Source organism: Paenibacillus sp. MT124, from assembly GCF_058792755.1.
The window spans coordinates 4,264,924-4,289,502 of the sequence record NZ_CM179500.1 but is presented as its reverse complement, the minus strand read 5'-3'; the positions used below and the strand labels follow the sequence as shown (position 1 = coordinate 4,289,502).

Here is a 24,579-nt window from a genome sequence, read left to right as displayed (position 1 = left end):
GGATTTCTTAGAGATCCTGCAGCATGATAACCGGAAAGGGGACCCGTTCCTGTATGCGTTCTTCCTACTTCACGTTCAAAGGTCAAACCTCGTTATATGTATTTGTAGCTGTCTTGTTTCTGGTCGGTGTCATTTTTGGCGCCTTGATGGTTAATGCCCTGTCTCTTGAACAGCGTCAGGATCTGGAGGGCTATCTGGGCAATTTTTTCATGACAGTCCAGCACAGCGGGCAGATCGTCGAATCCGGAACCTATTGGGATATAGCGATACTACATCTGAAATGGGTTGGACTTATCTGGATACTGGGCCTGTCCGTCATCGGATTGCCGGGTATATTGGTTTTGGATTTTCTAAAAGGAGTGCTGATCGGATTTACCGTTGGATATCTCGTCGGACAGTATTCCTGGAAAGGGCTGCTGTTTGCCCTGGTATCCGTCGCGCCGCATAATTTGTTCGTCATTCCGGTATTGCTGATCTGCAGTGTGTCGGCCATGACCTTTTCCTTATATATCATTCGGAATCGTGTACTCATGCAGCGGGCGCCGGGTGGACAAAGGCCGTTTGCCTCTTATGTGCTGCTGACACTGGTTATGGCTGGACTGCTGTTAGGCGTCGCGTCTTTTGAAACTTGGGTAACACCTGCGATGATGCGCTGGGTAACGCCAATGCTGCTCCCGGCGTAGCGCCGTAACGGACCGTGTAAAATGTTGACTTTAATTACGCACTCCCCCTATAATGAAAGAAGTGGGTTAAGTTGCAGTGTGCAGTGATTTCCTAGGGGGAGGGAGAAAATGGAAGCACGGATCGATAAAATTAAGCAGCAACTACAGTCCCAAGGTTATAAATTAACGCCCCAGCGGGAAGCCACCGTAAGAGTACTTCTTGAGAATGAAGAAGATCATCTGAGTGCGGAAGACGTATTCATGCTCGTTAAAGAAAAAGCTCCCGAAATCGGTCTGGCAACCGTGTACCGTACCCTCGAACTGCTGAGTGAGCTGCATGTTGTAGAGAAAATCAACTTCGGCGACGGTGTAGCGCGTTATGATCTGCGCGGAGATACATCCAAGCATCACCATCATCACTTAATTTGCGTTCAATGCGGAAGTATGGATGAAATACGTGAAGACTGGCTTGGACCGCTTGAAGAGCGTCTGGAGCGGGAATTTAACTTTTCGGTAGTAGATCACCGACTGGATTTTCATGGGATTTGTTATCGTTGCAAAGCTAAAAATGACCAGAAGCCCAAAGATGAAGAATAACATAGCATATCTTCAAGCTCTCACCGGCGGTTTTGACGGGAGAGCTTTTTTGGTCCAGTACATGATGTGAGGTTACCTCTGATGTCATCTCAAATGTCATATTCCTGCGTTTGTCGTCATACCCTGATTCTAGATGAAGGGATTCAAACCAGGAGGGGGACAACCCATGATTATTTCACTGCGCCAAGGGCTTCGTTTTATACGATTTATTATAGTTTTTGCAGGATTGGTTTATCTGTTCTATCATGTTCTGGATTTGTTCAACGGCTGGATCTCACCTGTGGATCAGTATCAGATGCCCACAGGAAATGCAGTCAAAGTCTTTCAGGAGACGGTTTGGCCAGGCAATGGAGAAGCACGTCTTACGCTGGCGGAGAGACTCCGTTTGTTTTATTGGTATGGGGAGTAGTCCGGACAGCCAGGGATGCAAATACGGAAGCAGGTTGCCAGTTCGGCAATGCTGTCAGATGAGGAGCGTTGTACATGAGACAGACGATACACCCCTATGCCTTATACTTGGAAGAAGATAAAGGGATGTCAAGCAGTACGCTGGAGTCGTATCTTCGGGACGTGGACAAGTTCATCGAATTTGCAGATAAGGAATACGGTATTCGTGAGGCAGGGCAGGTGCGTCGTACTCATGTTATCTTGTTTATCGGCAAGCTGAAGCAGGCGGGGCGTGCCAATGCGACCATTGCTCGCAGCGTGGTATCCTTGCGTTCCTATTTTCATTTTTTAATGCGTCGTGGCGAGATTCTGCAGGACCCAACGTTTGATGTCGAGGCTCCGAAAGCAGACAAAACGCCGCCACAGGTATTGACGGTGGATGAAATTGAACTCCTTCTGGCCTCGCCCGATACTCGCTCTGCCCAAGGGGTGCGTGATCGTGCCATGCTTGAGCTTTTGTATGCTACCGGTATTCGGGTCTCGGAATTGATCGCACTGGATATACGGGATGTTCAACCTGGCATGCGGTTTATTCGATGCGGAGGTGCAGGCAAAGAACGGATTTTGCCGATTGGCGCACCGGCAGCACATTGGGCAAGTGTGTATGTTAACGATTTTCGTAACCGCCTGCTCAAAACAGACTCGGACGAGCAGGCCCTGTTCGTCAACGTGTCCGGAAGACGTTTAACCCGCCAGGGCTTCTGGAAGCTGCTCAAAAAAGCGGCGATGGATGCAGGGATTTCGGAAGAGATTACACCGCACACGCTGCGCCATTCCTTTGCGGCCCACCTGATTGCTAGCGGGGCGGATACTCGTGCAGTACAGGACATGCTGGGCCATGTGGAGCAGGCAGGACAACAATATGGGAATCATGGCCGCAAAACGATGAAGGAGATCTATGAAACGCATCATCCGCGAGCAAAATAATTGGCTTTAACGCTAAAAGTTCAATAATAGATGCGGAACATATAGCTGATTTAGGATAAAATAAACTGTACACATTTAAACGCCGTTATACATAAGCGAGTGCATCGGTCAGGAGGAATATACCTGAACGATGCACCTAGCTGACATAGACGGAAGTTTCAACTCAAGGGGGAACATTTGAAATGACAGCATTAAATCAACAGATGATTCAGGAAGCTGCTTCTTACATTCAAAGCAAAAGCTCCATTAAGCCGGAAGTCGGTTTGATTTTGGGTTCGGGTCTTGGCATTCTGGCCGATCTTATCGAAGATGGCGTAAGTATTGCCTATCAGGATATTCCTCACTTCCCGGTCTCCACGGTAGAAGGGCATGAAGGGGAATTGCTGGTCGGCACCATTAAAGGCCGCCCGGTTGTTATGATGAAAGGCCGGTTCCATATGTACGAAGGATATGGCCCCGAGCTCACAGCGTTTCCTGTACGTGTCATGAAAGAACTTGGTGTATCTTCACTGCTCGTAACCAACGCGGCCGGCGGTGTGAACACTTCGTACGAGCCAGGCGATCTGATGCTGATCTCGGATCACTTGAATATGACGGGCAAAAATCCGTTGATCGGACCTAATGACCCGGCAATGGGCGTGCGCTTCCCTGACCTGTCTGAAGCCTACAGCCGCCGTTTGCGCGCACTGGCGAAAGATACAGCGGCTTCGCAAGGCTTTAATGTGCGTGAAGGTGTATACGCAGGCTTGCTGGGTCCTAACTATGAGACACCTGCTGAGATCGTGATGCTGCGTACGCTGGGTGCAGACGCGGTGGGGATGTCTACGGTATCCGAGGTTATTGTGGCACGTCATGCTGGTCTGGAAGTGCTCGGCATTTCCTGCATCAGTAACATGGCAGCTGGAATCCTTGATCAGCCGCTGTCCCATGATGAGGTCATGGAAACGACTGAGCGTGTTCGTGAATCATTCCTTGCGCTTGTTCTGGCCGTCATTCCGCAAATGTAAATCGTAAGCTACAGTAAGACAACCTATGGTGGTCCTTGGGATCATTCAAGAGGTTGTCTTTTTTTATTTTTTTACAAAAAAGTGAAATTCAGAAAATATAGAAAGAGTAACATGAAAATGTTCTGCCTAAGGAAAAAACATTCAGTGGAGTTATAACGATCTATATGTGATGTAAGGAGGTTTGATATGAATATTGACCGTCTTATCGGAGTCATACATATTGGAGTGCTGCTGCTGCTTTTCTTTGTTAAAACGAATATTGCGTTTTTGGCTGCCAGTATCATTATCGTTTTGATCATGATCTATCAAACCTATACCGCTCCGACAAAGTGGAACATCCGTATATCTGTCGTATTAACTTCGTTTCTTATCTTCTGGAATATCTATTCCTGGGATTTAGGGGGATGATTCCCTCGTTACACAACAGTGGGCAGCTTACGTGTTCTCTCTTCAGGAGGGGCACGTTTTTTTGTACATTTGTTTGAGAATAGAAAAAGTTCGGGAAATCATTCATGGGATGGAATAATTTACTGAAAACGCGCCGACAATGATTAGCAGTACATGCATGGAGCATGCAGTAAGCAAGTCATTTGAGGAGGTTAACCCTAGTGAAGAAACGAATAATGGCATCGTTCATGACCCTATGTATTTTGCTACCCCTTATGGCGACAACAGCGCTGGCGGAGGAAGCACCCAAAACGGCAGGAGGGACAGATCTTGCCCCGTCCGCTCGTTCTGCCATATTGATGGATGCCGATACGGGAACGGTTATTTTTGAAAAAAACAGTCATGATCAGCTGCCTCCGGCGAGTATTACAAAGATTATGACCATGCTGCTGACGATCGAAGCCATTGATTCCGGCAAGCTGAAGCTGACGGATAAGGTGAGAACTAGTGAATATGCTGCATCCATGGGTGGTTCACAGATTTTCCTTGAACCTGGCGAAGAGATGACAGTTGATGACATGTTAAAAGGAATCGCCATGGCTTCCGGTAATGATGCATCTGTTGCAATGGCAGAGAAAATTGCCGGATCAGAAGAAGCTTTTGTACAGCTGATGAATGAACGGGCGAAAGAGCTCGGTATGAAAGATACTCACTTTGCCAATTGTAACGGACTGCCAGTGGAGAATCATTATTCTTCCGCACATGACATTGCGCTGATGAGTCGTGAACTGCTGAAACATTCAGGCATTACCAAATACACGGGAGCATACCAGGACTACCTTCGTAAAGATACGGAAAAGCCCTTTTGGCTGGTGAATACCAATAAACTGGTCCGTTTCTACTCAGGCGCAGACGGTCTGAAAACGGGTTATACATCAGAAGCCAAATTCTGCTTGTCGGCTACCGCTATGAAGGACGGACTGCGTACGGTTGCTGTAGTGCTGGGTGAACCGAATACGAAAACTCGAAATGCTGAAGTGTCTTCGATGTTCGACTATGCGTTCGGACAATACACAATGAAACCTTTGTACAAAGCAGGGGATCAGCTCGGCAGTCTTAAAATTGAAAAAGGGGAAGTCGCTGAGCTGCCGCTGACGGCTACGCAAAATTATAGTGTGCTGATGCGCAAAGGCGCCAAATCCGATGAGTTCCGCCATGAGCTGTTAATGGCAAAAGAAGTGAAAGCACCCGTCAAGGCTGGTCAGAGCGTAGGTAAGCTTGTCGTATACCAAGGAAACGAGGTCATCAAGGAGTTCGATATCCAGGCCCCTCAGGATGTGAATAAGGCTGGCTGGTGGAAGCTGTTTAAACGAACAACATCGAACCTGTTTGATTAAACGCCGATTTGCGCGTTCTGCATACATTCCTTGAACGTATTTTGTAGTTAAATAGGGGTTTTCTTCTAGTTTTGTCGGGGGGCAGGAAAAGCCTTCGGAAACGTAGAAATCCTTGTTCAAGACTGGGAGGAGAGTGAGCAAACGTGAACTTGCATGTGGAAATGGAACATCACCGCGGGATTCTGATTGTGCGATTATCCGGGGAGCTGGATCACCATACAGCCGATATGGTTCGAATGCAAATGGATGAGGCCATCCAACGCAGACAGTGTGAACATCTGGTGCTTAGCCTGAAAGATCTTCAATTCATGGACAGTTCGGGTCTGGGTGTTATATTGGGCAGATACAAACTCATTAAAAATAAAGGCGGCAAGATGGTTGTATGTGATGTTAATCCGCCGGTCTATCGTTTGCTGGAAATGTCGGGTTTGTTCAAGATCATGCCGATTTACGAAAATGAGGGAACAGCTCTCTCGGGTCTGGAGGTCGTCTCATGAGTGAAGGTACGGGAACAAATTTCATGAATTTGCAATTTGCGGCCAAGTCGGAGAACGAATCGTTCGCAAGGGTGACTGTCGCGGCATTTATCTCCCAGCTTGATCCCACAATGGACGAGCTCAGCGATCTGAAGACGGTTGTCTCGGAAGCGGTGACGAACAGTATCATCCACGGGTATAACAACAATCCCGAGGGTGTCGTGTCCATTCAGGCGCAAATTCGCGAAGACATGATTACAATTATTGTGGAAGATCGCGGAGAAGGAATCGAAGACCTGGAACTGGCCAAACAGCCGCTATATACATCCAAACCCGAACTTGAGCGGTCGGGCATGGGCTTCACCATTATGGAAAACTTCATGGATGAATTCGAAGTCAGCAGCGAGCCCGGCAGAGGCACCTCCATCAAGATGAAGAAGAGGATTGAATCCAAGAAAGCAATGTATAATTAGGGGTTGGTCTAATGGATGCTGAAGTGAAACCATCTTCACAGACCTATTTGGACGATGCCGAGGTCAAACGGCTGATTGCGCTCAGTCAGTCGGGTGACCATGTCGCACGGGATACGCTGGTGAACTGCAACATCAGACTAGTCTGGTCTGTCGTTCAGCGTTTTATGAACAGGGGATATGAAGCGGAGGATCTGTTCCAGATTGGTTGTATCGGCCTGCTCAAATCGGTGGACAAATTCGACCTTAGTTATGATGTGAAGTTCTCTACCTATGCGGTACCGATGATCATCGGAGAGATTCAACGTTTCCTGCGGGATGACGGAACCCTCAAGGTTAGTCGTTCCCTGAAAGAAATGGCGAATAAAGTCCGCAAAAAAAGGGACGAACTGTCCAAACACCTTGACCGTCTGCCAACGATCAAGGAAGTGGCTGAACAACTGGGGGTGACCCCGGAGGAGGTTGTTTTTGCCCAGGAAGCGAACAAACCGCCGACGTCTATTCATGAGACCGTGTTTGAGAACGACGGGGATCCGATTACATTGATGGACCAGATTGCCGACGAATCTCAGGAACGCTGGTTTGATAAGCTGGCGCTCAATGAAGCGATCGGCGGCCTTAGTGAGCGGGAACGACTGATCGTTTATCTACGGTATTACAGGGATCAGACGCAGTCGGAGGTCGCTACTAGGCTCGGGATTTCTCAAGTTCAGGTTTCCCGGCTGGAGAAAAAGATACTTCAATCGATTCGCGATCAGATCGCGCAGTAGATGATGGAGTGCGGACTCCAACACGGTTGCCGAATCGCCAATATACGACAACTAACAACCTTTCATCGCGCACCTAACGCGAGTGAGGTTGTTTGTCATTCAACCGTTTAGATGATCCTGAGCGATTGTATTGCATGACCAGAATCAACCCGATAATACAGGCAGTACCCAGCCATTGATAGAAACCAAAGGGTTCATGGAGCCATACGACGGTTGTAGCAACGGCAGCCAGAGGTTCAGCACTTCCAAGCAGGCTGGTCTCCTTGGGTGTAAGGCTTTTTAAACTCGCAATGTAGAACCAAAAAGCAATCATCGTCCCAAAGATAACCGTAAATACCAAATACCCGTATGTTTCAGTAGAGATGCTGGCAAAGTTCGCTTTCCATGGCGGGTGAATCAAACTAAGGCCCAGACCACCAATAATCATGGCCCAGCCAACGATAACAAGTGAGTCAAATTTCTTAATCAGCTGTACAGCATAAAGTGTATAGAATGCAGCAGCTACCCCGGACAATAACCCCCAGATCACCGCAAGCCAGGAGACAGATAACTGTGTAACCGAGCCATTCGTCAGCAGTAGAAAACAGCCCAGGAGTGCGAGGATGCCGCATACAAGGTCCTTGCGCGTGAGTGCAGACTGCTTCCGCAGTGCAATGTAAATCATGATCATGATGGGGGAAAGGTACTGAAGCAGAGTCGCCACAGCCGAGTTACCGTGTTTAATGGAAGCCATATACGTATACTGAACGGCGAGCATACCTGCTAATCCAAATAGGATCAGTTGTACAGCTGTCTTTTTATTTCTCCATACATCAATAATCTGAGATCTGCTGTGTGTAAAAGATTGAATAACCAGAAGCAGGGTACCCGCGCTCAGCAATCGAACAGTTACATACCAATTGACTTCAATACCATCCAGTTGAAACAGTTTTTGGGATACGGTTCCTCCGATCCCCCAGCAGATGGCCCCTGTTAGAACGAGCAGGATACCCGATAGCTTGGAACTTGCAGATGTTGTCACTCTTGATCGCCTCACCTTAAATATAAGAATAGTGCTATATTAAGGAGAAATGCGATATATTAATATCAATATTACACGTAAAAATATAAATATATTGAGATGAGGCTTATGCAAAAGACTGAATTTATCATTGATCAAAATTTGAAGGAAATGACGAAGCATCGGACCGATACTTTACCTGTTGCCTGTTATGAAACAACCATTGTGAATAATATACACGGACACATCCCCCTGCACTGGCATGATGAATTGCAGTTTGTTGCGGTTCTCCAGGGGACAGTGTTGTTCCATATTAACGACCAAATAATTCAAGTATCCAAAGGTGATGGCATTTTTATTAACAGTGGAGTTCTGCATATGGCCGAAGATCATGGAGGGAACAATAACTGCATATATCTATGTCTGAATTTGACGCCCCAACTTGCAGCGCCTTCAGATCTGTACGTAAAGTATGTACACCCCTATATAACGGCTACCAATTTGCCTTTTCTCTATATAGATGGGGGCATTGCCTGGGGAGCACTGATTTTGGAGACCATCAGGTTAATTAGAACGGAGCTTGTGAGTCAAGCGCCCTATTACGAATTGAAGGTTGCTTCAGCGCTGCTGGATATGTGGACGCTTCTCATTAAGAACGGATATGCGTTGGAGCATGATGCATCCGAGATGACCAGGAGCAGAAGAATGAAGGATATGCTGCAGTGGATTCATCTGAACTATGCCGATCCGGTCAGGTTGGAGGATATTGCAAGGATGGGACAGTTAAGCCGATCGGAGACATGTCGGTATTTTAAGCAAATCCTGCGAACTACACCCATGCAATATGTTATGGATTACCGGATCCAGAAAAGCATTGAACTTCTGCGGCTCTCCGACCGCAGTATCACCGAAATCGCGTATGAGGTCGGTTTTAACAGCACGAGCTATTACATTAACCAGTTTCGGAAAAGCATGAAAAAGACGCCTTTACGATTCAGAAGAGAGCTCGCCGAGAAGAAACAAGAGGAACGAATCGATTAACCGTCTTTCTGCCAGGTTATCCAGTCCAGTCGCCAGATGGCGGCTTTTTTTGTTGTGGAATAGGCTAGCTTTTAAAGTGTTGATCAATTGAAAACAGTCTTCCTCTCGACTACCCACCCTCCAGCATATTTTTTCAGTCTTTTGGAAAGCGGGGACACATGCAGCGGAGGGATGGAATCGGTCAAGGGAGCGAAGCGCAGGAGGTTTACTTCATGCTTACACTAGCAACGCAGGCGGCAGAATAAACCTGAAGAAGCGAAGCGTTCGCCTTTGACTCCGAATTTCTACAACAGAAAATTTAATAAGGGAAATTTGGAGACAACAGCGATCGCAAGGTTGGTCTGCCGCCGAAGTGCCCGCGTGTCAGTTCTATTCTTTAACATTCGAAGAACAGCGGCCAGTGACCGATCCATCCCGGAGTGTCAGCAGGTTACCGAACCTTTTTCCAACCGGAATGTAATAAATTTGCACATTCTTCAAATACTAACCTAAATTACGCAGTAAAGGAGTGTTTCGGATGTCTCTGACACCCACTCCAACGGTCTATATTCGTCTGCGCAGCCGTATCCGCATCCAGAGGGGCAGAGGCGTCAAGCTTGGTGATATCGCTCATGTGTTAACCTCTCCGGAAGATGGGGAACGAAGGCTGCTTGAGCTTGAACTGCTGCGCCCGGGACCGGAGGACGGCAATCTGATCCTGATTGACATTTTGCAGATCATCCCTCAGATACGGCGCCTGCTGCCGGAAGTTACCGTCGAACTCATTGGTTCGGGGCATACGCTGGTTGAGGTCGTTGCGGGCACGGGCAAACCTTCCAAATCGCTGTTCATCCTGGTCTGGCTGTTGTTGTTCTTTGGATCGGCCCTGACCATCATGAATTTCCATGCAGATGTGAACATGCAGGAAGTTCAGATTCGAATCGTGGAAATGATAACGGGTCGCCGGGACGAGCATCCTTATTTGTTTCAGGTGGCATACTCCATCGGAATCGGGTTTGGTATGGCTGTATTCTTTAATCATTTATTCAAGAAAAAGTGGAATGAGGAACCTACTCCGCTTGAAGTGGAAATGTTTTTATATCAGCAAAATGTAGACAAGTTTGTCGTCATTGAGGAAACCGAACGAATGCATGAGCAGGAACGCGGGGAGATGAATGCCGATGAGCGTTCTTAATGGAGCGATCAGTATTGTACTTGGGATTGCGGGAGGAGTTGCCGTAGGAAGCGGCGTGATCGCCCTCATTCTCGTGCTTGATATGATCCCCAGATTGGCGCAGCTCACCCGTTCTTATGACAAAACGCATTGGTATGAGGGAGCATTGATCGGAGGGTCGCTCGTTGGAACCATTGCTGATTTCTGGCATTGGAAGGTACATGGAATATTGATCCTGAGTCCAATAATTGGGTGCTTTTGCGGTGTGTTTATCGGCCTGCTTGCCGCGGCACTGACCGAGGTATTAAATGTGCTGCCAGTACTTGCTAAACGTCTGGGCATGAAATCGTATTTGTTTGGACTGCTGCTGGCCATGATTTTGGGCAAAATGACAGGTTCCTTGTTTGACTTTTTTGTATATCAGCGTTAGGTCAAGGAATCGAAGGAGGAAAGAAAATGGATGTGAGATCTGACAATCTTGGACATGGTTCAGGTGAGGGAGTACCCGAAGAGCTGATGCACAAGACGCCCTATGAAATTCAAAAGGAAGAGGAGCGCAGGGCGTACGAAAAAAAGAAGCAGGATGAGATGTCCGATAGTGTTGAAGAATCGGTGCAGTACTGGCAGGACAGGGATGATATCTCCGCTCGTATGAGTGACAACAAGTATACGTTGAAGCAGGTTTTGGGCCTCGGGGAGTCCTTTGATGTCAATATGAGAGAGATGACCCTTGGAGGCAAAAATGTCGGATTATTGATGCTGACAGGATTTGCAAAAGATGAAATTTTGCTGGAAGTGTTGAAAAGGTTGACCTATCTAACCCCTGATCAAATATCAGGCCATGCGCTTAAGTCGTATTTCGATTGCTACATTCCACATATCCAGGTAGAGAAAGTCGATAAAATGAGTGCTGTCATCAACAAGGTTCTTACGGGTATGAGTGCTTTATTTGTTGAAGGGGACCGCTCGGTATTAGTGATGGATACACGGAGTTATCCGGTTCGCTCACCCGAAGAACCTTCTCTCGAACGCGTTGTCCGGGGGTCAAGGGACGGCTTCACCGAAACACTTCTGACCAACGTGACCTTGGTGAGACGCAGGATTCGCGACCCTGGATTGAAGTTCGAGATCATGCAAGTGGGCCGGAGAACTCAAACCGATGTTTGCGTGGTGTACATCGATGATATCGTCGATAAAGTGCAGGTGGATTCAGTCCGCGAAAAAATCAAACGGGTAGATATCGACGGTATACCGGCAGCAGATAAACAGCTGGAGGAAGCGATTATCAATAAGGGATGGAACCCTTTCCCTCTGGTGCGCTACTCGGAACGGCCTGATGTTACGGCATCTCATCTGCTTGAGGGCAGGGTCGTCATTTTCGTCGATACATCGCCAAGTGTGATGATTTTGCCTACAACTTTCTTCGATCTGTGTGAACATGCAGAAGAGAACAGACAGACTGCGTTTATGGGGACTTACTTGCGTTGGGTGCGCTTTGCTGGCATATTAATCTCGTTGTTTTTGCTGCCGCTATGGATGCTGATGGTTATTGATCCTGCGCTCAAACCAGCGGGACTGGATTTTATTGGTCCACAAGAGAATGTGAAGCTGCCCATCATTTTGCAGTTCCTGTTAATTGAGCTTGGGGTCGATTTGTTACGTATGGCGGCAGTTCATACTCCTACACCTCTTGCATCGGCAATGGGCTTGATTGCAGCAATATTGGTCGGGGATATCGCTGTAAAAACAGGATATTTTGTCAATGAGGTCGTTCTGTACATGGCTATTGCTGCCATCGGTATGTTTGCGACACCAAGCTATGAGCTTGGGCTTGCGAATCGGCTGGTGAGGCTGTTTCTGCTGATCGCTGTTGCCATTTTTAAGGTGCCGGGGTTTGTGGTAGGTACAACACTGCTTGTTATAGCGCTGACTATACACCGATCCTATAATTCCTCTTACTTATGGCCGTTTATACCTTTTAATGCAAAGGCCCTGGGGAACTTCCTGTTCCGTATGCCTCTGCTTGAAAATAAGAAACGTCCATCATTCAACAAAACAAGAGATAACACCAAAATGCCCGATGATCCGGACGGTGAAAAGCGAAAAAGTAAAAAACACAAATGATCTGCCTAAAAATCCATTCTTCTCGCTGACGAATTTGATATACTGGTGTAAAATCATTGGAATAGAAGAAGCTGTTCCAGTATATAAAAAAGTGAGGAATGCTGATTATGTATTTACATGGTACAAGTAAAATAAATGCTCAAGGCCATCTGGAAATTGGCGGAGTAGATGCAACGGACTTGAAAGAACAATTTGGAACACCACTGTATGTTGTGGACGAGCAATTGGTTCGCGACCGCTGCAGAGAATACATGGATGCATTCCGTGCATCTGGGCTGGGTTTCCAAGTCGCATATGCAAGCAAAGCGTTTTGCGTAATGGCGATGTGTGCTCTGGCTGCGGAAGAAGGGCTCTCACTGGATGTGGTTTCGGACGGTGAACTGTTTACAGCACTGCAAGCAGGATTCCCTGCTGAACGCATTCATTTCCACGGCAATAACAAAACATTGGAAGAGATCGAAATGGCACTTGATGCCGAGATCGGCTGCTTCGTTGTGGATAACTTCAATGAATTGCACTTGCTGCAGGCTGTAGCCGCAGAGAAGAATCGTCAAGTGAACATCCTGCTTCGTGTGACGCCTGGTGTTGAGGCGCATACGCATGAATATATTTCCACAGGTCAAACGGATTCGAAATTTGGATTCGATATCGGTAACGGAACGGCATTTGAAGCGATTGAACTCGCTTCCAAACAGTCCAACCTGGTATTGCTGGGTGTGCACTCCCACATCGGTTCTCAAATCTTTGAGGTGGAAGGTTTCCAAATGGCGATTCAGCGTGTAGCTGAATTCGCTGCGAGTGTATATGAGCGTATTAACGTAGCGTTCAAAGTGGTTAACCTGGGCGGTGGATTCGGTATCCGCTATACAGAAGGGGATACTCCGCTTGAAGTGGCTCAGTATGTAAAAGCCATCACGGATGCTGTTAAAAATCACTTTGCCCAAATTGGATATGACGTTCCGGAAATCTGGGTAGAACCAGGCCGCAGTATTGTTGGTGAAGCAGGTACGACACTGTACACCGTTGGTACGAGCAAAGATATCCCTGGTGTACGCAAATATGTTGCAGTTGATGGCGGGATGACGGACAACCCGCGTCCAGCACTGTATGAATCCAAATATGAAGCTGTACTCGCCAACCGCGCTAATGAGTCTGCTCAGGAGACCGTGTCGATTGCCGGCAAATGCTGCGAGAGCGGCGATATGTTGATCTGGGATCTGGACCTGCCTAAAGTTCAGAGCGGGGATCTGCTTGCCGTTGCCTGCACAGGTGCGTACAACTACTCCATGGCAAGCAACTATAACCGAATTCGCCGTCCGGCAGTCGTGTTTGTTAAAGACGGCCAAGGTGATGTTGTTGTACGTCGCGAAACGTACCAGGACATCATTCAGAATGACCTCGTGCCTGAGCGTATCGCTAAACAGCCTGTAACCCGTTAATGTTAAGAAATACTAAATAGTAAAAAAGACAAAAAGGAACAGTCCTTTTTGTCTTTTTTTTGCCTTTAGACCCAACATTTTCGAAAAAAAATGCGGTTTATTTTGCGGTTGGACTCATTTCGGTGTACACTAAGAAAAGTGCTATAGAGCTTGGCCCAGGGTCATGCAGGATGGCACCACTAACGATGGTCAATACGAAAGGAGTCATTTACATATGGCGAAACAAGCGAAAATCAAAATGGCAAACGGCGGAGAAGTTCTAATCGACCTGTTCGATCAAGAAGCTCCAAACACAGTGGCAAACTTTGAGAAGCTGGCTAACTCCGGCTTCTACAACGGTCTTGTATTCCACCGCGTAATTCCAGGCTTCGTCGCACAAGGCGGATGCCCTAACGGAACGGGTGCAGGTGGCCCAGGATACACAATCAACTGTGAGATCAACCCGAACAAACATGAGCGCGGAACACTTGCAATGGCACATGCAGGCCGTAACACAGGTGGAAGCCAGTTCTACATCTGCTACCAGCCACAGCCGCATCTGGATGGACAACATACCGTATTTGGTAAAGTAACCAAAGGTATGGAGTTCGTAGATGCTTTCGAAGGTCGCGACAAAATGGAAACTGTTGAAGTCGTAGAAGTTTAATCGTTTTCTTAATCGATAAAAATGGCCGTTTCGTTGATAAGACGAAGCGGTTTTTTTATATCCTTTTGCTTATTAAAAGTTAGTATGTGACAAAAAGGAACAAAAAACAATTGATTTTTCGGCGTTAAAGTGCTAACATCCAATTAATAACGAAAGCGATCCTTCAGGGCAGGGTGAAATTCCCTACCGGCGGTGATGCACCTGTGTGAGGATATTTATCCAGCACTGTTGCAAAGTCCGTGACCTGTCTGCCTGTGGCAGATGGCTGATCTGGTGCAATTCCAGAACCGACAGTATAGTCTGGATGGGAGAAGGAGAGGATGCAGCCCTAATTGGACTGCATTCCGCAGATGCGTTGCTGCACAGCATGAGACGAGGTTTTATTTCTGTGCAGGGAATGTCGGTTATCCGGCGGTTTCCATACATATGCCACATCATAGAAGCTCTTTACCTGTAATTGTGATCTTTAGGTATGTGTTTGCTTTCACTTGCCTGAAATGGAATTATGGCGGAGTGCTGTTGGCAATCGTATCAACGACATCCTGCTGGTGACACATGTCTCTCATCATCCCTACCCGAACGATAGTTCGAGTGGGGATTTTTTATTTGGATATGGTATAACCGCCTCTCTGCTCGATGGGAGGCCTATAATCTAAGATTCTAACCGTGGGGTGACCGGACTTGGAAATAATCAATGATGAATTTTATATGGGGCTTGCGTTGGATATGGCAGAACGTGCACAAGGGCAAACGGGGATTAACCCTGTCGTCGGATGTGTTGTTGTAAAAGAAGGCCGGGTTGTAGGTCTGGGAAGTCATCTCAAGCGGGGTACGGGCCATGCGGAGGTACACGCATTGAATATGGCTGGCAGCGATGCTGAGGGCAGTACGGTCTATGTTACGTTGGAGCCGTGCAGCCACTATGGCAAGACGCCGCCATGCAGCGAACGTTTGATTCACGAGAAAGTGAAGCGTGTCGTGGTGTGTTGTGAGGATCCAAATCCGCAGGTATCCGGCAGAGGAATCAGTATGCTGCGTCAACAAGGCATTGAGGTTGAAGTTGGCGTTCTGCGTGAGCGCGGAAGACGTCTGAATGAAAAATTCATTAAGTACATTACCACCGGTTTGCCGTTTGTCACCTTAAAAACGGCATCCACGCTGGATGGCAAAATTGCAACCCGCAGTGGAGACAGCAAATGGATCTCCAACGAACCCGCACGGGAAATCGTACATGTACTTCGCCATCGTCATCAGGGCATCATGGTTGGTGTAGATACGGTTATTGCAGACAATCCGGAGCTGACCACCCGCCTCCAAGTGGAAGGGATCAGTCCTGTGCGAATTGTTGTCGATTCGAAGCTGCGTCTCCCGGTTGGGGCCAAGATGGTCAAGGATGGACTAGCACCGACATGGGTACTTACGACCGATGAGGCGAGCCCTGAGGCGGCCGAACGTCTAGAAGCCTACGGTGTTGAAATTATTCGCTGTGGTCCTGGACCACGTGTGGATTTGCTGAGTGCGCTTAGCAAGCTGGGAGAACGGGAAATCGGCTCCATCCTGCTTGAAGGTGGAGGCACATTGAATGGTGCCATGCTGGAAGCCAAATTGGTCGATCGGCTGTTGATGTTTATCGCTCCAAAGATTGTGGGCGGATACGACACACCGGGAAGCTTCCGATTTGAAGGGGTGGAGCGCATGAGTCAGGCCATTCAATTGAATCAGCTGGAAATTGAGCAAGTTGGAGATAATATCAGTATTGGCGGAATCCCTGTCTGGCCTGAATAACGGATCGAATAAGCAAGGCAAGATATAAGCATAAGGAGGCGGCAGCATGTTTACCGGTTTGGTGGAAGAGGTCGGTCAGATTCGGCGTATCGGTCGAAAAGGCGAAGCATTGGTCCTGAATATCGGAGCTTCCGCCATCATGGACGATCTGAAGATTGGTGACAGTGTATCTGTAAACGGAGTATGTCTTACGGCAACGACGCTGGAAAGCGGAGGGTTTACCGCAGATGTCATGCCTGAAACCTACCGTCATACCAATCTGAGTCAGCTGCAATCGGGCAGTAAAGTGAACCTGGAAAGGGCGATGCAGTCGGGTGGGCGTTTTGGTGGCCACATCGTACAAGGACACGTAGATGGTACGGGAGTCATTGGCGGGATCACACGTGATCAGAATGCGGTTGTTTTTGAGATCAAACCTGACGACCACGAACTGTTCAAATATTTAATTCCAAAGGGTTCGGTAACCCTCGATGGCATTAGTCTCACCGTGGTGAAGACGACAGAAGCCTCGTTTACCGTATCGATTATTCCCCATACCATTGGAGAAACGGTGCTTCAGGTGAAAAAGCCGGGGGATACCATCAACATTGAATGTGACATTTTGGGGAAATATGTGGACCATCTGCTCCATTACGGCAAAGGGCATCCCGAAACGGGTGCTGGCAAACCGAAAAGCATCAGTGAAGAGTTTTTGGCCAACCATGGCTTTGCATAAGGAGCATAACCATTACAAAGAGAGACTGGAGGGGAACTTATGTCAGATCAATCCATATTAGATCCCATAGAGGAAGCGATATACGATTTGATGCGCGGCAAACCCGTCATTGTTGTGGATGATGAGGATCGGGAGAATGAAGGGGACTTTATTGCGCTGGCAGAGAAGGCTACACCTGAAGTCATCAACTTCATGATTACCGAGGGCAGAGGTCTGGTCTGTGTTCCCATTACGCAGCAGCGTGCGGATGAGCTCAATCTGAAACCGATGGTTCAGCAAAATACGGACTTCCATGGAACGGCATTTACAGTTTCCGTGGATCACAAGGATACAACAACAGGCATATCTGCACATGAACGATCCATTACGGTGAAGGGTCTAATTGATCCGGAAGCCAAAAGCAGTGATTTCCGCAAGCCGGGGCATATGTTCCCGCTCATTGCCAAAGACGGAGGAGTGCTCCGCCGCGCCGGGCACACGGAAGCTGCTGTTGATCTGGCGATCATGTGCGGTTCCTATCCGGCTGGTGTGATCTGTGAGGTCATCAAGGAAGATGGCACGATGGCGAGACTGCCTGATCTGCAGGAGATTGCCCGCAAGCATGACCTGAAACTGATTAGTATTCAGGACATGATCCGTTACCGTAATGAGAAGGAACAGCTGGTTCAACGTGAAGTGGCTGTCCGCATGCCAACGGATTTTGGCGAGTTTCAAGCAGTGGCCTATACGAATGCAGTGGACAACAAAGAGCATGTAGCCTTGGTCAAAGGTGAAATCGACTCTTCCAAGCCCGTATTGGTTCGTGTTCACTCCGAATGTCTTACAGGCGACGTATTCCACTCCCACCGCTGTGACTGCGGACCGCAATTCGATGCAGCACTCAAACAGATTCATGATGAAGGCAATGGCGTTCTGCTCTATATGAGACAGGAAGGCCGGGGCATTGGACTGATTAACAAACTCAAAGCCTATAAGCTGCAGGAGGAAGGTCTGGACACTGTAGATGCCAACCTGAAACTGGGGTTTGCCGCTGATCTGCGTGATTATGGTATTGGTGCACAGATTCTGAAGGATCTCGGCGTTCGCCAAATTCGTCTGTTAACGAATAATCCCCGCAAAATCAAAGGCCTTGAAGGTTATGGTCTTGAAGTAGTGGAGCGTGTTCCCATCCAGATGGAAGAGAACGAGGATAATACGCTTTACCTGCATACCAAGCAGGCGAAGCTGGGGCATATGTTGAAGTTCGATGATATCGAACAGAACGAAGAGAAAAATTAATCTTTTTTCTCATGTAATTTATGGAAAAATAAATGCTCACAAATCGGTTAATTACATTACATTATACATTAGAGGAGATGACTTAAATGCCGAACTTTTTTGAAGGACATTTGGTATCGGAAGGTTTAAAATATGGAGTGGTTGTAGGACGTTTTAACGAATTTATTACAAGCAAATTGCTCAGCGGAGCACTTGATGCGTTCAAACGTCACGGGGTGCAGGACAGTGAAGTCGACGTAGCCTGGGTTCCAGGAGCATTCGAAATCCCGCTGATTGCACAGAAAATGGCGGAGAGCGGCAAATATGACGCTGTCATTACACTGGGAACGGTTATTCGTGGCTCAACGACACATTATGATTATGTGTGCAATGAAATGGCAAAAGGAGTGGCGGCTATTAACCTCAAAACTGGCGTGCCAACGATCTTTGGTCTGGTTACAACGGAGAATATTGAACAGGCGATTGAACGTGCTGGTACGAAGGCTGGTAACAAAGGTTGGGATGCTGCCACGGCTGCAATTGAAATGGCGAACTTGACGAAACAGCTAAAATAGTGCTTATTTAATGTAGTGCCCTGCTCTGCGCAGACGAATTCGGGAGACCGGATTCGGCGGCTTAGCGGGGTTTTGTATTTTTCTGGCGGGAGGATTCGTCTAGTGACGGTAGTTACATATAAACTGGAAACTTTTGAAGGGCCTTTGGATCTGCTGCTTCATCTGATCGATAAGGCAGAAATTCATATCCAGGATATTCCCATCAGCGATATTACCGATCAATATATGGCGTATCTGCATTCGATGCAGGAATTGGAGCTGGATATTACGAGTGAGTTTTTGGTAATGGCAGCAACGCTTCTGTCCATCAAGAGCAAACTTTTACTGCCCAAACCACCGGTGATTGAAGACTTTGAGGATTATGATTATATGGAAGAAGAAGATTATGATCCACGTGCGGAGCTGATTGCACGTCTGATAGAATATCGCAAATACAAAGGAATAGCCCGTCATCTGCATGAGCGGGAATGGGAACGGAGCCTTATCTTCTCCAAAGAGCCTGAGGACCTGAGGCCGTATATGCCTGTGGAGACCCAATCAAATCCGGTAGAGGGATTGCATACTTCGGATCTGATTGCCGCTTTTCAGAAGGCACTGCGCAAGGCAGAGAAGCGTACAACGGTTACACGAATTCAGCGCGATGAGATCTCGGTGAAGGATCGTATACGTGATGTCGTTGGAGCTCTGGAGAGTATGGGACCGGGAGGAAGGCTGTTATTTTCCAAACTGCTGGATGATCAGATTTACCGGCATGAAATTGTAGTCACATTTTTGGCTGTACTGGAACTGATGAAGATGAAACAGATTGTCTGTTACCAGGAGCGGATGTTTGAGGATATCGTTATGGAGTGGAGAGGGGAAGCAAGGAATCATGGATTTTCCGAAATTGAAGTCGATTATTGAGGGGCTGCTCTTTTTGTCCGGAGAGGAAGGTCTAAGCATCAAACAAATTGCCGAGATCGTGGATCAGCGGGTAGAACTGGTATCCGATGCCGTAGAGGAAATGATCGCTGACTTCATGAACCAGGGGCGAGGCGTTCAAATTCTCAAAATAGCGGGAGTGGTCCAGTTGGGAACGCTGCCGGAGCATGCTGCGTACTTTGAAAAGCTGGCTTACTCTCCTGCACGGACCTCATTATCTCAGGCTGCACTTGAAACACTAGCCATTGTGGCGTATCGTCAGCCCATTACACGGGTCGAGATCGAAGAGATTCGCGGTGTGAAATCCGAACGGGCCATCCATACACTGGTCAATAAGGATTTAATTGAAGAAGTAGGACGAGCTGAGGCGATTGGACGACCTATATTGTACGGAACAACCAAATCGTTTCTTGACTATTTTGGACTTGCTTCACTTAAAGATCTTCCTGAACCGGGTTTGTTTGAAGATTCTGAGAATCTGGAAGAAGAGACACAGATGCTGTTCAACAAGCTGGATGGACAACAGGTGGACTCGGGAAGCACGGATCAGAATGAGTTTGACCATGAAAATATGGATAACAATTATGAGGTTCATGACGAGGATCTGGACTCGTAAGCTCGAATTGTCCATAGGAAACAGTAATAAACCGGTGCCTGATAAGGTGGCGGTTTTTTTGCATACCATGAACCCTTAGCAAACGTGGGGAATTTCAACTATGTATGGAATTTTCAGGTCAGCCGTGAATTATTTCCTATATAGAGTGTCATACTAGACGTGTAAAGAATTGAGGGCTTGGAGGTAAGGCCTGTGTGGATTTGGCTTGGAGGAATCGGCTTGTTCGCCGCACTGCTGCTTGCCGCTGTTCTCATCTCGAATGTTCATGTGCATTTTACGTTCCGTAAACATAAAAGTGATGATTACGCTCGGATTAATGTTCGTCTCCTTTACGGTATTGTGCGAATTAACTATGAAATACCAAGCATCGTCTTTCGTAATATGAAAGAAGGTTTTTTGGTAAAAACCGAACAGCATGTGAACCATAAGCACGGAGAAGCCGAGGGTCACGAGCGTGTCAACAAACGTAAAGTCCAAAAGTGGGCAAAAGAAGTAAAAATCATGATGAGGGCTACGGATGCGCTTAAAATTTGGGTTCAACAAACGCTAAGCCGTGTACATATGACCCAGCTGTCCTGGTCAACCCGAATAGGTATCGGAGATGCAGCGCACACTGCTATTCTTACAGGCTGGGTATGGAGCATCAAGTCGATTATCATCGGTTTTTTGTCGTATCAGATTCAATTTAAACGTCCGCCCATGCTTGAAGTGGTTCCTGTTTGGGAAGATGAAATGGAGTTTCAAACCGAGCTGAACTGCAGAATGAGAATTCGCATTACGGCGGTTATGCTCGCAGGAGTGAGGCTGATGACACGGGTTTTTGAAGTGGATGGCGGATGGCGAATGTGGCTGAGAATACTGCGGGAACAACGGCGCAGACATAAGCAAAAATTAAAAAACAGCAAGGTTGAACGCGGGCAAACCCAGTAACATGCTATTTCGGTTGCTTTTGTTTGATAGTCCTCCAAGAATGTTGGGTGCTGTTTCCTTGCTTGTTCTGCACTGAGACTTACATAGTCTGATCAGGTTTGGGGATGATATGGTTAGATCAAACCTAGTTTAAATTGAAACTGGAGGGAATTCAAATGTCAGATCATCCAATTCAAGGCTTAATGGAAACCGCAATGGAGAATATCAAGGCCATGGTGGATGTTAATACCATTGTTGGCGATGCGGTCGAAACACCAGACGGCACGGTTATTCTGCCGATCAGTAAAGTCGGTTTTGGATTCGCAACTGGAGGCAGCGATTTTCATGTGAATGATGGAAAGAGCAAAGAAGGCAGCTCCGTTCCTGGTGCAAAGACTGAGAGTGCTCATTCAGCCAACGTTGCTTCACCATTCGGTGGAGGTAGTGGTGGCGGCGTATCCATCCGTCCGATTGCCTTCCTTGTTGTTGGAAAACAAGGCGTGCACATCGTGCCACTGGACAACTCCACTCATCTGTTTGAGAAACTCATTGATTCTACACCTTATGTTCTTGACAGAATACAGGGGATGTTCCAGCGTAATACTTCGCAGAATGATGACTCTGGCGTACGTGTTACACCAGATCATACCACTTACAGCTAAGCCGTTTTATCTGGATCCCTTATCACAGATCTTTGTGAGAGGGATTTTTGCTGTTTGGAAAGATGGGACATACTTTAGGTTGTCCGAACATAAGTTAGTACAAGATTCCAGTGACCCGGAGGAATGAATTGATGCGAATGTTTAAGAAAGTAATGATTAGTTTGCTTGTACCATTGCTGCTTCTGCCTTTCATACAGGTTGCTGAAGCACAAGGAACGATCCCTGGCCCATCAACCCATGCGCAGAGCGCAGCGCTCATTGATGTGACTTCTGGAAGAATCCTATACAGCAAGGACGGGGATAAGGAACTGCGCATTGCCAGTTTGACCAAAATCATGACAGCCATTGTCGCCATTGAACAAGGGAAACTTGATGACAAAGTAAAAGTATCCTCAACCGCTTTTGCCAAGGAAGGGTCATCCCTTTATCTCAAATTGGGAGAAGAAATGACACTGGAAAACATGTTATACGGTTTAATGCTGAGGTCAGGCAATGATGCCGCTTCTGCTATCGCAGAGCATGTTGGGGGTTCGGAAGAAGGCTTCGTCCTGTTAATGAACCAAAAGGCAGAGGAAATTGGACTTAAGCATTCCCATTTTATGAATCCACACGGTCTTGATGCAGATGGACACTATTCCACAGCCAATGACTTGGCCCGTTTAACGGCTTATGCACTGCACAATCCTGTTTTTAAACGAATCGTTGCTACCGAGGACAAATCAGCGCCTAATCCGAATGAGAGTTGGGAGTACTCCTGGCACAACAAAAATAAAATGCTGCGATTGTATGAAGGCGCTGATGGGGTGAAAACCGGATATACCAAAAAGGCGTTTCGGTGCCTGGTTAGCTCCGCAACTCGGAATGGTCAGCAGCTGGCTGCTGTCACGTTAAATGATGGAAATGACTGGAATGATCATGCGCGCATGCTTGATTTTGGATTTGAGAATTTCCCTTTGGTGGAGATTGCTCAAAAAGAGCAGCCAGTGGCTAACACGGATGTTATTACGGGGCGTGGATTTACGTATCCACTTGCGGAGAGTGAGAAGTCGGGCGTAACCAAAAGGCTGGTGTTAACGACCAATCCAGCGGAGACAAGAGGCGAAAAGAATGAGGAGCAACTGGATCCATCCTTCGGCCTCGCTGGGCGCATTGATCTGAAGCTCAAAGGGGAGTTTATTGGTTCAATCCCGGTGTATCGCAAAGGCAGCTACATTCCACCTGAGCCGAAGTCAGATGACGCAGCTCTTGGCGAGATCGGTAAAGTTTCAACCTGGGCAACTGCATGGCGGGCGGTGCTGAGTCATTTGTTATCTCCATAATGATCAGGAAGCATAAGTACCTCATTCAACGTGAATCTGGGATGTACTGTGCTTCCAGAGGAGGTTTTAACGTCTTGATTAACGTAATCTGGCTTATGATGATTGTTGTTGGGTTTGGCTTTGCAGCGGCGAAAGGAAATATTGAGGTTGTTACCCAGGCTGCTTTTGATGGGGCGGCAACGGGGGTAACCGTATGTTTTGGATTAATTAGTGTGCTTGTGTTCTGGATGGGGATGATGAAAATGGCAGAAGATGCAGGATTGCTTGGTAAAATAGCCAAACTGCTCGGTCCGGTCGTTGCCTTTTTGTTTCCTGATGTGCCCCGGAATCATCCAGCTATGGGTTATATTTTGTCCAACATGAGCGCTAATCTGCTTGGTCTCGGCAATGCGGCAACGCCAATGGGAATCAAGGCCATGCAGCAGCTGCAGGAGCTGAATCCCGATAAACAAACAGCTTCCCCTGCAATGTGTACATTGCTCGCACTAAATACGGCAAGTATAACCATTATCCCGACCACCCTTATCGCCATTCGTTTGAACTACCATTCAGCCAATGCAACAGAGATTGTGGGCACCACGCTGATGGCAACGATTATTGCCACGCTCGCCGCCATTTTGGCAGATCGCTGGTATAGGAACAGGACCTTAAACAGACCGCCACGTGTTATAAAGAGCGGTAATTCCAGCATGAAAGGATGAATCCATCATGTTAACCTTCATCAACTGGATTTCCGTCTGGGCCATTCCGGTTATTATCGCGTTCGTTCCATTATATGCGTTTACTAAAAAGGTTCCGGTATATGAATCCTTTGTTGATGGAGCAAAAGATGGATTTTCCACGGCGATCACCATTATCCCGCATCTGGTGGGAATGATGGTAGCAATCAGTGTTTTCCGGGCTTCAGGCGCACTGGATTATGTTATCAGTCTGTTCGCTCCGCTTGTATCCTGGATGGGCGTTCCCGGAGAAGTACTGCCACTCGGCATATTACGTCCGTTAACCGGGACAGGCTCTCTTGCTTTTACAACGGATCTAATCAAAACATATGGCCCGGATTCTATGATCGGACGTATGGCTTCCACAATCCAAGGGAGCACAGATACAACCTTATATGTACTGACGGTATATTTTGGAGCCGTTGGCATACGAAATGGCCGATATGCACTCAAAGTCGGATTGTTCTCTGACCTGGTCGGATTTATTGCTGCTCTGGCTATTTGTTTGATTGTCTTTGGTTAAAATATAATGACTCTCCTTCCGATATACTAGATATG

The 24,579-nt window shown here is 47.4% G+C and carries 28 protein-coding genes and 1 riboswitch; of the genes, 27 read left to right on the top strand and 1 reads right to left on the bottom strand.

Translation table 11 applies throughout. From position 1 onward, the window contains the following. The first annotated feature begins 53 nt into the window (after positions 1-53). The 10 genes from spoIIM (at position 54) to sigF (ending at position 7,140) form a co-directional block, all read left to right on the top strand. Positions 54-683, top strand: coding sequence for a stage II sporulation protein M (spoIIM, locus tag AC3RCI_RS19350; RefSeq protein ID WP_127537951.1), 630 nt, complete (start codon positions 54-56; stop codon positions 681-683). Positions 684-791: 108 nt separating this feature from the next. After that, positions 792-1,259, top strand: coding sequence for a ferric iron uptake transcriptional regulator (gene fur / locus AC3RCI_RS19345; RefSeq protein WP_024630961.1), 468 nt, complete (start codon positions 792-794; stop codon positions 1,257-1,259). Positions 1,260-1,425: 166 nt separating this feature from the next. Further along, positions 1,426-1,668 (top strand): DUF4227 family protein, encoded by a 243-nt coding sequence (locus tag AC3RCI_RS19340; RefSeq protein WP_127537952.1) that lies wholly within the window; start codon positions 1,426-1,428, stop codon positions 1,666-1,668. 74 nt (positions 1,669-1,742) lie between these two features. Then, complete coding sequence (locus AC3RCI_RS19335; protein WP_336780708.1) at positions 1,743-2,633, top strand: tyrosine recombinase; 891 nt, start codon at positions 1,743-1,745, stop codon at positions 2,631-2,633. Positions 2,634-2,815: 182 nt separating this feature from the next. After that, the gene (locus AC3RCI_RS19330; protein WP_095359253.1) at positions 2,816-3,640 is read left to right on the top strand and encodes a purine-nucleoside phosphorylase; all 825 of its coding nucleotides are present in this window, start codon (positions 2,816-2,818) and stop codon (positions 3,638-3,640) included. A gap of 186 nt (positions 3,641-3,826) precedes the next feature. Next, on the top strand, positions 3,827-4,048 hold the full coding sequence (locus AC3RCI_RS19325; protein WP_154895559.1) for a hypothetical protein: 222 nt from the start codon (positions 3,827-3,829) through the stop codon (positions 4,046-4,048). Positions 4,049-4,302: 254 nt separating this feature from the next. After that, the gene (locus tag AC3RCI_RS19320) at positions 4,303-5,424 is read left to right on the top strand and encodes a D-alanyl-D-alanine carboxypeptidase family protein (RefSeq protein ID WP_261780046.1); all 1,122 of its coding nucleotides are present in this window, start codon (positions 4,303-4,305) and stop codon (positions 5,422-5,424) included. A gap of 143 nt (positions 5,425-5,567) precedes the next feature. Next, complete coding sequence (gene spoIIAA / locus AC3RCI_RS19315; protein ID WP_036663380.1) at positions 5,568-5,921, top strand: anti-sigma F factor antagonist; 354 nt, start codon at positions 5,568-5,570, stop codon at positions 5,919-5,921. Next, positions 5,918-6,373, top strand: a complete 456-nt coding sequence (gene spoIIAB / locus AC3RCI_RS19310) for an anti-sigma F factor (RefSeq protein ID WP_095290499.1) — start codon at positions 5,918-5,920, stop codon at positions 6,371-6,373. Before spoIIAA ends, spoIIAB begins: the two co-directional genes overlap by 4 nt. A gap of 11 nt (positions 6,374-6,384) precedes the next feature. Then, the gene (gene sigF / locus AC3RCI_RS19305) at positions 6,385-7,140 is read left to right on the top strand and encodes an RNA polymerase sporulation sigma factor SigF (protein ID WP_492526024.1); all 756 of its coding nucleotides are present in this window, start codon (positions 6,385-6,387) and stop codon (positions 7,138-7,140) included. A 73-nt stretch (positions 7,141-7,213) separates the two neighbouring features. On the opposite strand, the gene AC3RCI_RS19300 is transcribed toward sigF, so the two are convergent. Then, positions 7,214-8,161: a DMT family transporter gene (locus AC3RCI_RS19300; RefSeq protein WP_492526022.1), complete on the bottom strand. Its 948-nt coding sequence runs from the start codon at positions 8,159-8,161 to the stop codon at positions 7,214-7,216. 108 nt (positions 8,162-8,269) lie between these two features. On the opposite strand from AC3RCI_RS19300, the gene AC3RCI_RS19295 reads away from it, so the two are divergent. From AC3RCI_RS19295 to AC3RCI_RS19215, 17 genes are all read left to right on the top strand, one after another. Continuing rightward, positions 8,270-9,181 carry a helix-turn-helix transcriptional regulator gene (locus AC3RCI_RS19295; RefSeq protein ID WP_492526020.1) on the top strand — a complete coding sequence of 304 codons (912 nt, stop codon included), beginning with the start codon at positions 8,270-8,272 and terminating at the stop codon, positions 9,179-9,181. A 517-nt stretch (positions 9,182-9,698) separates the two neighbouring features. Next, positions 9,699-10,355 (top strand): stage V sporulation protein AA, encoded by a 657-nt coding sequence (locus AC3RCI_RS19290; protein ID WP_154895566.1) that lies wholly within the window; start codon positions 9,699-9,701, stop codon positions 10,353-10,355. After that, the gene (locus AC3RCI_RS19285; RefSeq protein WP_164764228.1) at positions 10,336-10,764 is read left to right on the top strand and encodes a stage V sporulation protein AB; all 429 of its coding nucleotides are present in this window, start codon (positions 10,336-10,338) and stop codon (positions 10,762-10,764) included. The genes AC3RCI_RS19290 and AC3RCI_RS19285 overlap by 20 nt, the downstream gene beginning before the upstream one ends. Before the next feature lie 86 nt (positions 10,765-10,850). After that, entirely contained in the window at positions 10,851-12,458 is a 1,608-nt protein-coding gene (locus tag AC3RCI_RS19280; protein ID WP_492529953.1) for a spore germination protein, read from the top strand. A gap of 107 nt (positions 12,459-12,565) precedes the next feature. After that, positions 12,566-13,897 carry a diaminopimelate decarboxylase gene (lysA, locus tag AC3RCI_RS19275; RefSeq protein WP_153979219.1) on the top strand — a complete coding sequence of 444 codons (1,332 nt, stop codon included), beginning with the start codon at positions 12,566-12,568 and terminating at the stop codon, positions 13,895-13,897. A gap of 214 nt (positions 13,898-14,111) precedes the next feature. Beyond that, positions 14,112-14,543 carry a peptidylprolyl isomerase gene (locus AC3RCI_RS19270; RefSeq protein ID WP_095290511.1) on the top strand — a complete coding sequence of 144 codons (432 nt, stop codon included), beginning with the start codon at positions 14,112-14,114 and terminating at the stop codon, positions 14,541-14,543. Positions 14,544-14,698: 155 nt separating this feature from the next. Continuing rightward, a riboswitch (FMN riboswitch) is annotated at positions 14,699-14,863 on the top strand. Positions 14,864-15,224: 361 nt separating this feature from the next. Next, complete coding sequence (gene ribD, locus AC3RCI_RS19265; protein WP_336780712.1) at positions 15,225-16,328, top strand: bifunctional diaminohydroxyphosphoribosylaminopyrimidine deaminase/5-amino-6-(5-phosphoribosylamino)uracil reductase RibD; 1,104 nt, start codon at positions 15,225-15,227, stop codon at positions 16,326-16,328. A 46-nt stretch (positions 16,329-16,374) separates the two neighbouring features. Beyond that, positions 16,375-17,043: a riboflavin synthase gene (gene ribE, locus AC3RCI_RS19260; RefSeq protein ID WP_095290513.1), complete on the top strand. Its 669-nt coding sequence runs from the start codon at positions 16,375-16,377 to the stop codon at positions 17,041-17,043. Between the two features lie 39 nt (positions 17,044-17,082). Next, positions 17,083-18,321 (top strand): bifunctional 3,4-dihydroxy-2-butanone-4-phosphate synthase/GTP cyclohydrolase II, encoded by a 1,239-nt coding sequence (locus AC3RCI_RS19255; RefSeq protein ID WP_127537963.1) that lies wholly within the window; start codon positions 17,083-17,085, stop codon positions 18,319-18,321. A gap of 86 nt (positions 18,322-18,407) precedes the next feature. Further along, entirely contained in the window at positions 18,408-18,875 is a 468-nt protein-coding gene (ribH, locus tag AC3RCI_RS19250; protein ID WP_095290516.1) for a 6,7-dimethyl-8-ribityllumazine synthase, read from the top strand. Positions 18,876-18,977: 102 nt separating this feature from the next. After that, the gene (locus tag AC3RCI_RS19245) at positions 18,978-19,778 is read left to right on the top strand and encodes a segregation and condensation protein A (protein ID WP_095290518.1); all 801 of its coding nucleotides are present in this window, start codon (positions 18,978-18,980) and stop codon (positions 19,776-19,778) included. After that, positions 19,747-20,412, top strand: a complete 666-nt coding sequence (scpB, locus tag AC3RCI_RS19240; protein ID WP_492472587.1) for an SMC-Scp complex subunit ScpB — start codon at positions 19,747-19,749, stop codon at positions 20,410-20,412. Before AC3RCI_RS19245 ends, scpB begins: the two co-directional genes overlap by 32 nt. Before the next feature lie 192 nt (positions 20,413-20,604). Continuing rightward, positions 20,605-21,342, top strand: a complete 738-nt coding sequence (locus AC3RCI_RS19235) for a DUF2953 domain-containing protein (protein WP_336780715.1) — start codon at positions 20,605-20,607, stop codon at positions 21,340-21,342. Positions 21,343-21,497: 155 nt separating this feature from the next. Continuing rightward, complete coding sequence (gene ytfJ, locus AC3RCI_RS19230) at positions 21,498-21,983, top strand: GerW family sporulation protein (protein WP_492526019.1); 486 nt, start codon at positions 21,498-21,500, stop codon at positions 21,981-21,983. Positions 21,984-22,114: 131 nt separating this feature from the next. Continuing rightward, positions 22,115-23,302 carry a D-alanyl-D-alanine carboxypeptidase family protein gene (locus AC3RCI_RS19225; RefSeq protein ID WP_492526017.1) on the top strand — a complete coding sequence of 396 codons (1,188 nt, stop codon included), beginning with the start codon at positions 22,115-22,117 and terminating at the stop codon, positions 23,300-23,302. A gap of 95 nt (positions 23,303-23,397) precedes the next feature. Next, positions 23,398-24,003 carry a nucleoside recognition domain-containing protein gene (locus tag AC3RCI_RS19220; RefSeq protein ID WP_492529951.1) on the top strand — a complete coding sequence of 202 codons (606 nt, stop codon included), beginning with the start codon at positions 23,398-23,400 and terminating at the stop codon, positions 24,001-24,003. A 7-nt stretch (positions 24,004-24,010) separates the two neighbouring features. Then, entirely contained in the window at positions 24,011-24,544 is a 534-nt protein-coding gene (locus AC3RCI_RS19215) for a spore maturation protein (protein WP_336780717.1), read from the top strand. Positions 24,545-24,579: the final 35 nt, after the last annotated feature.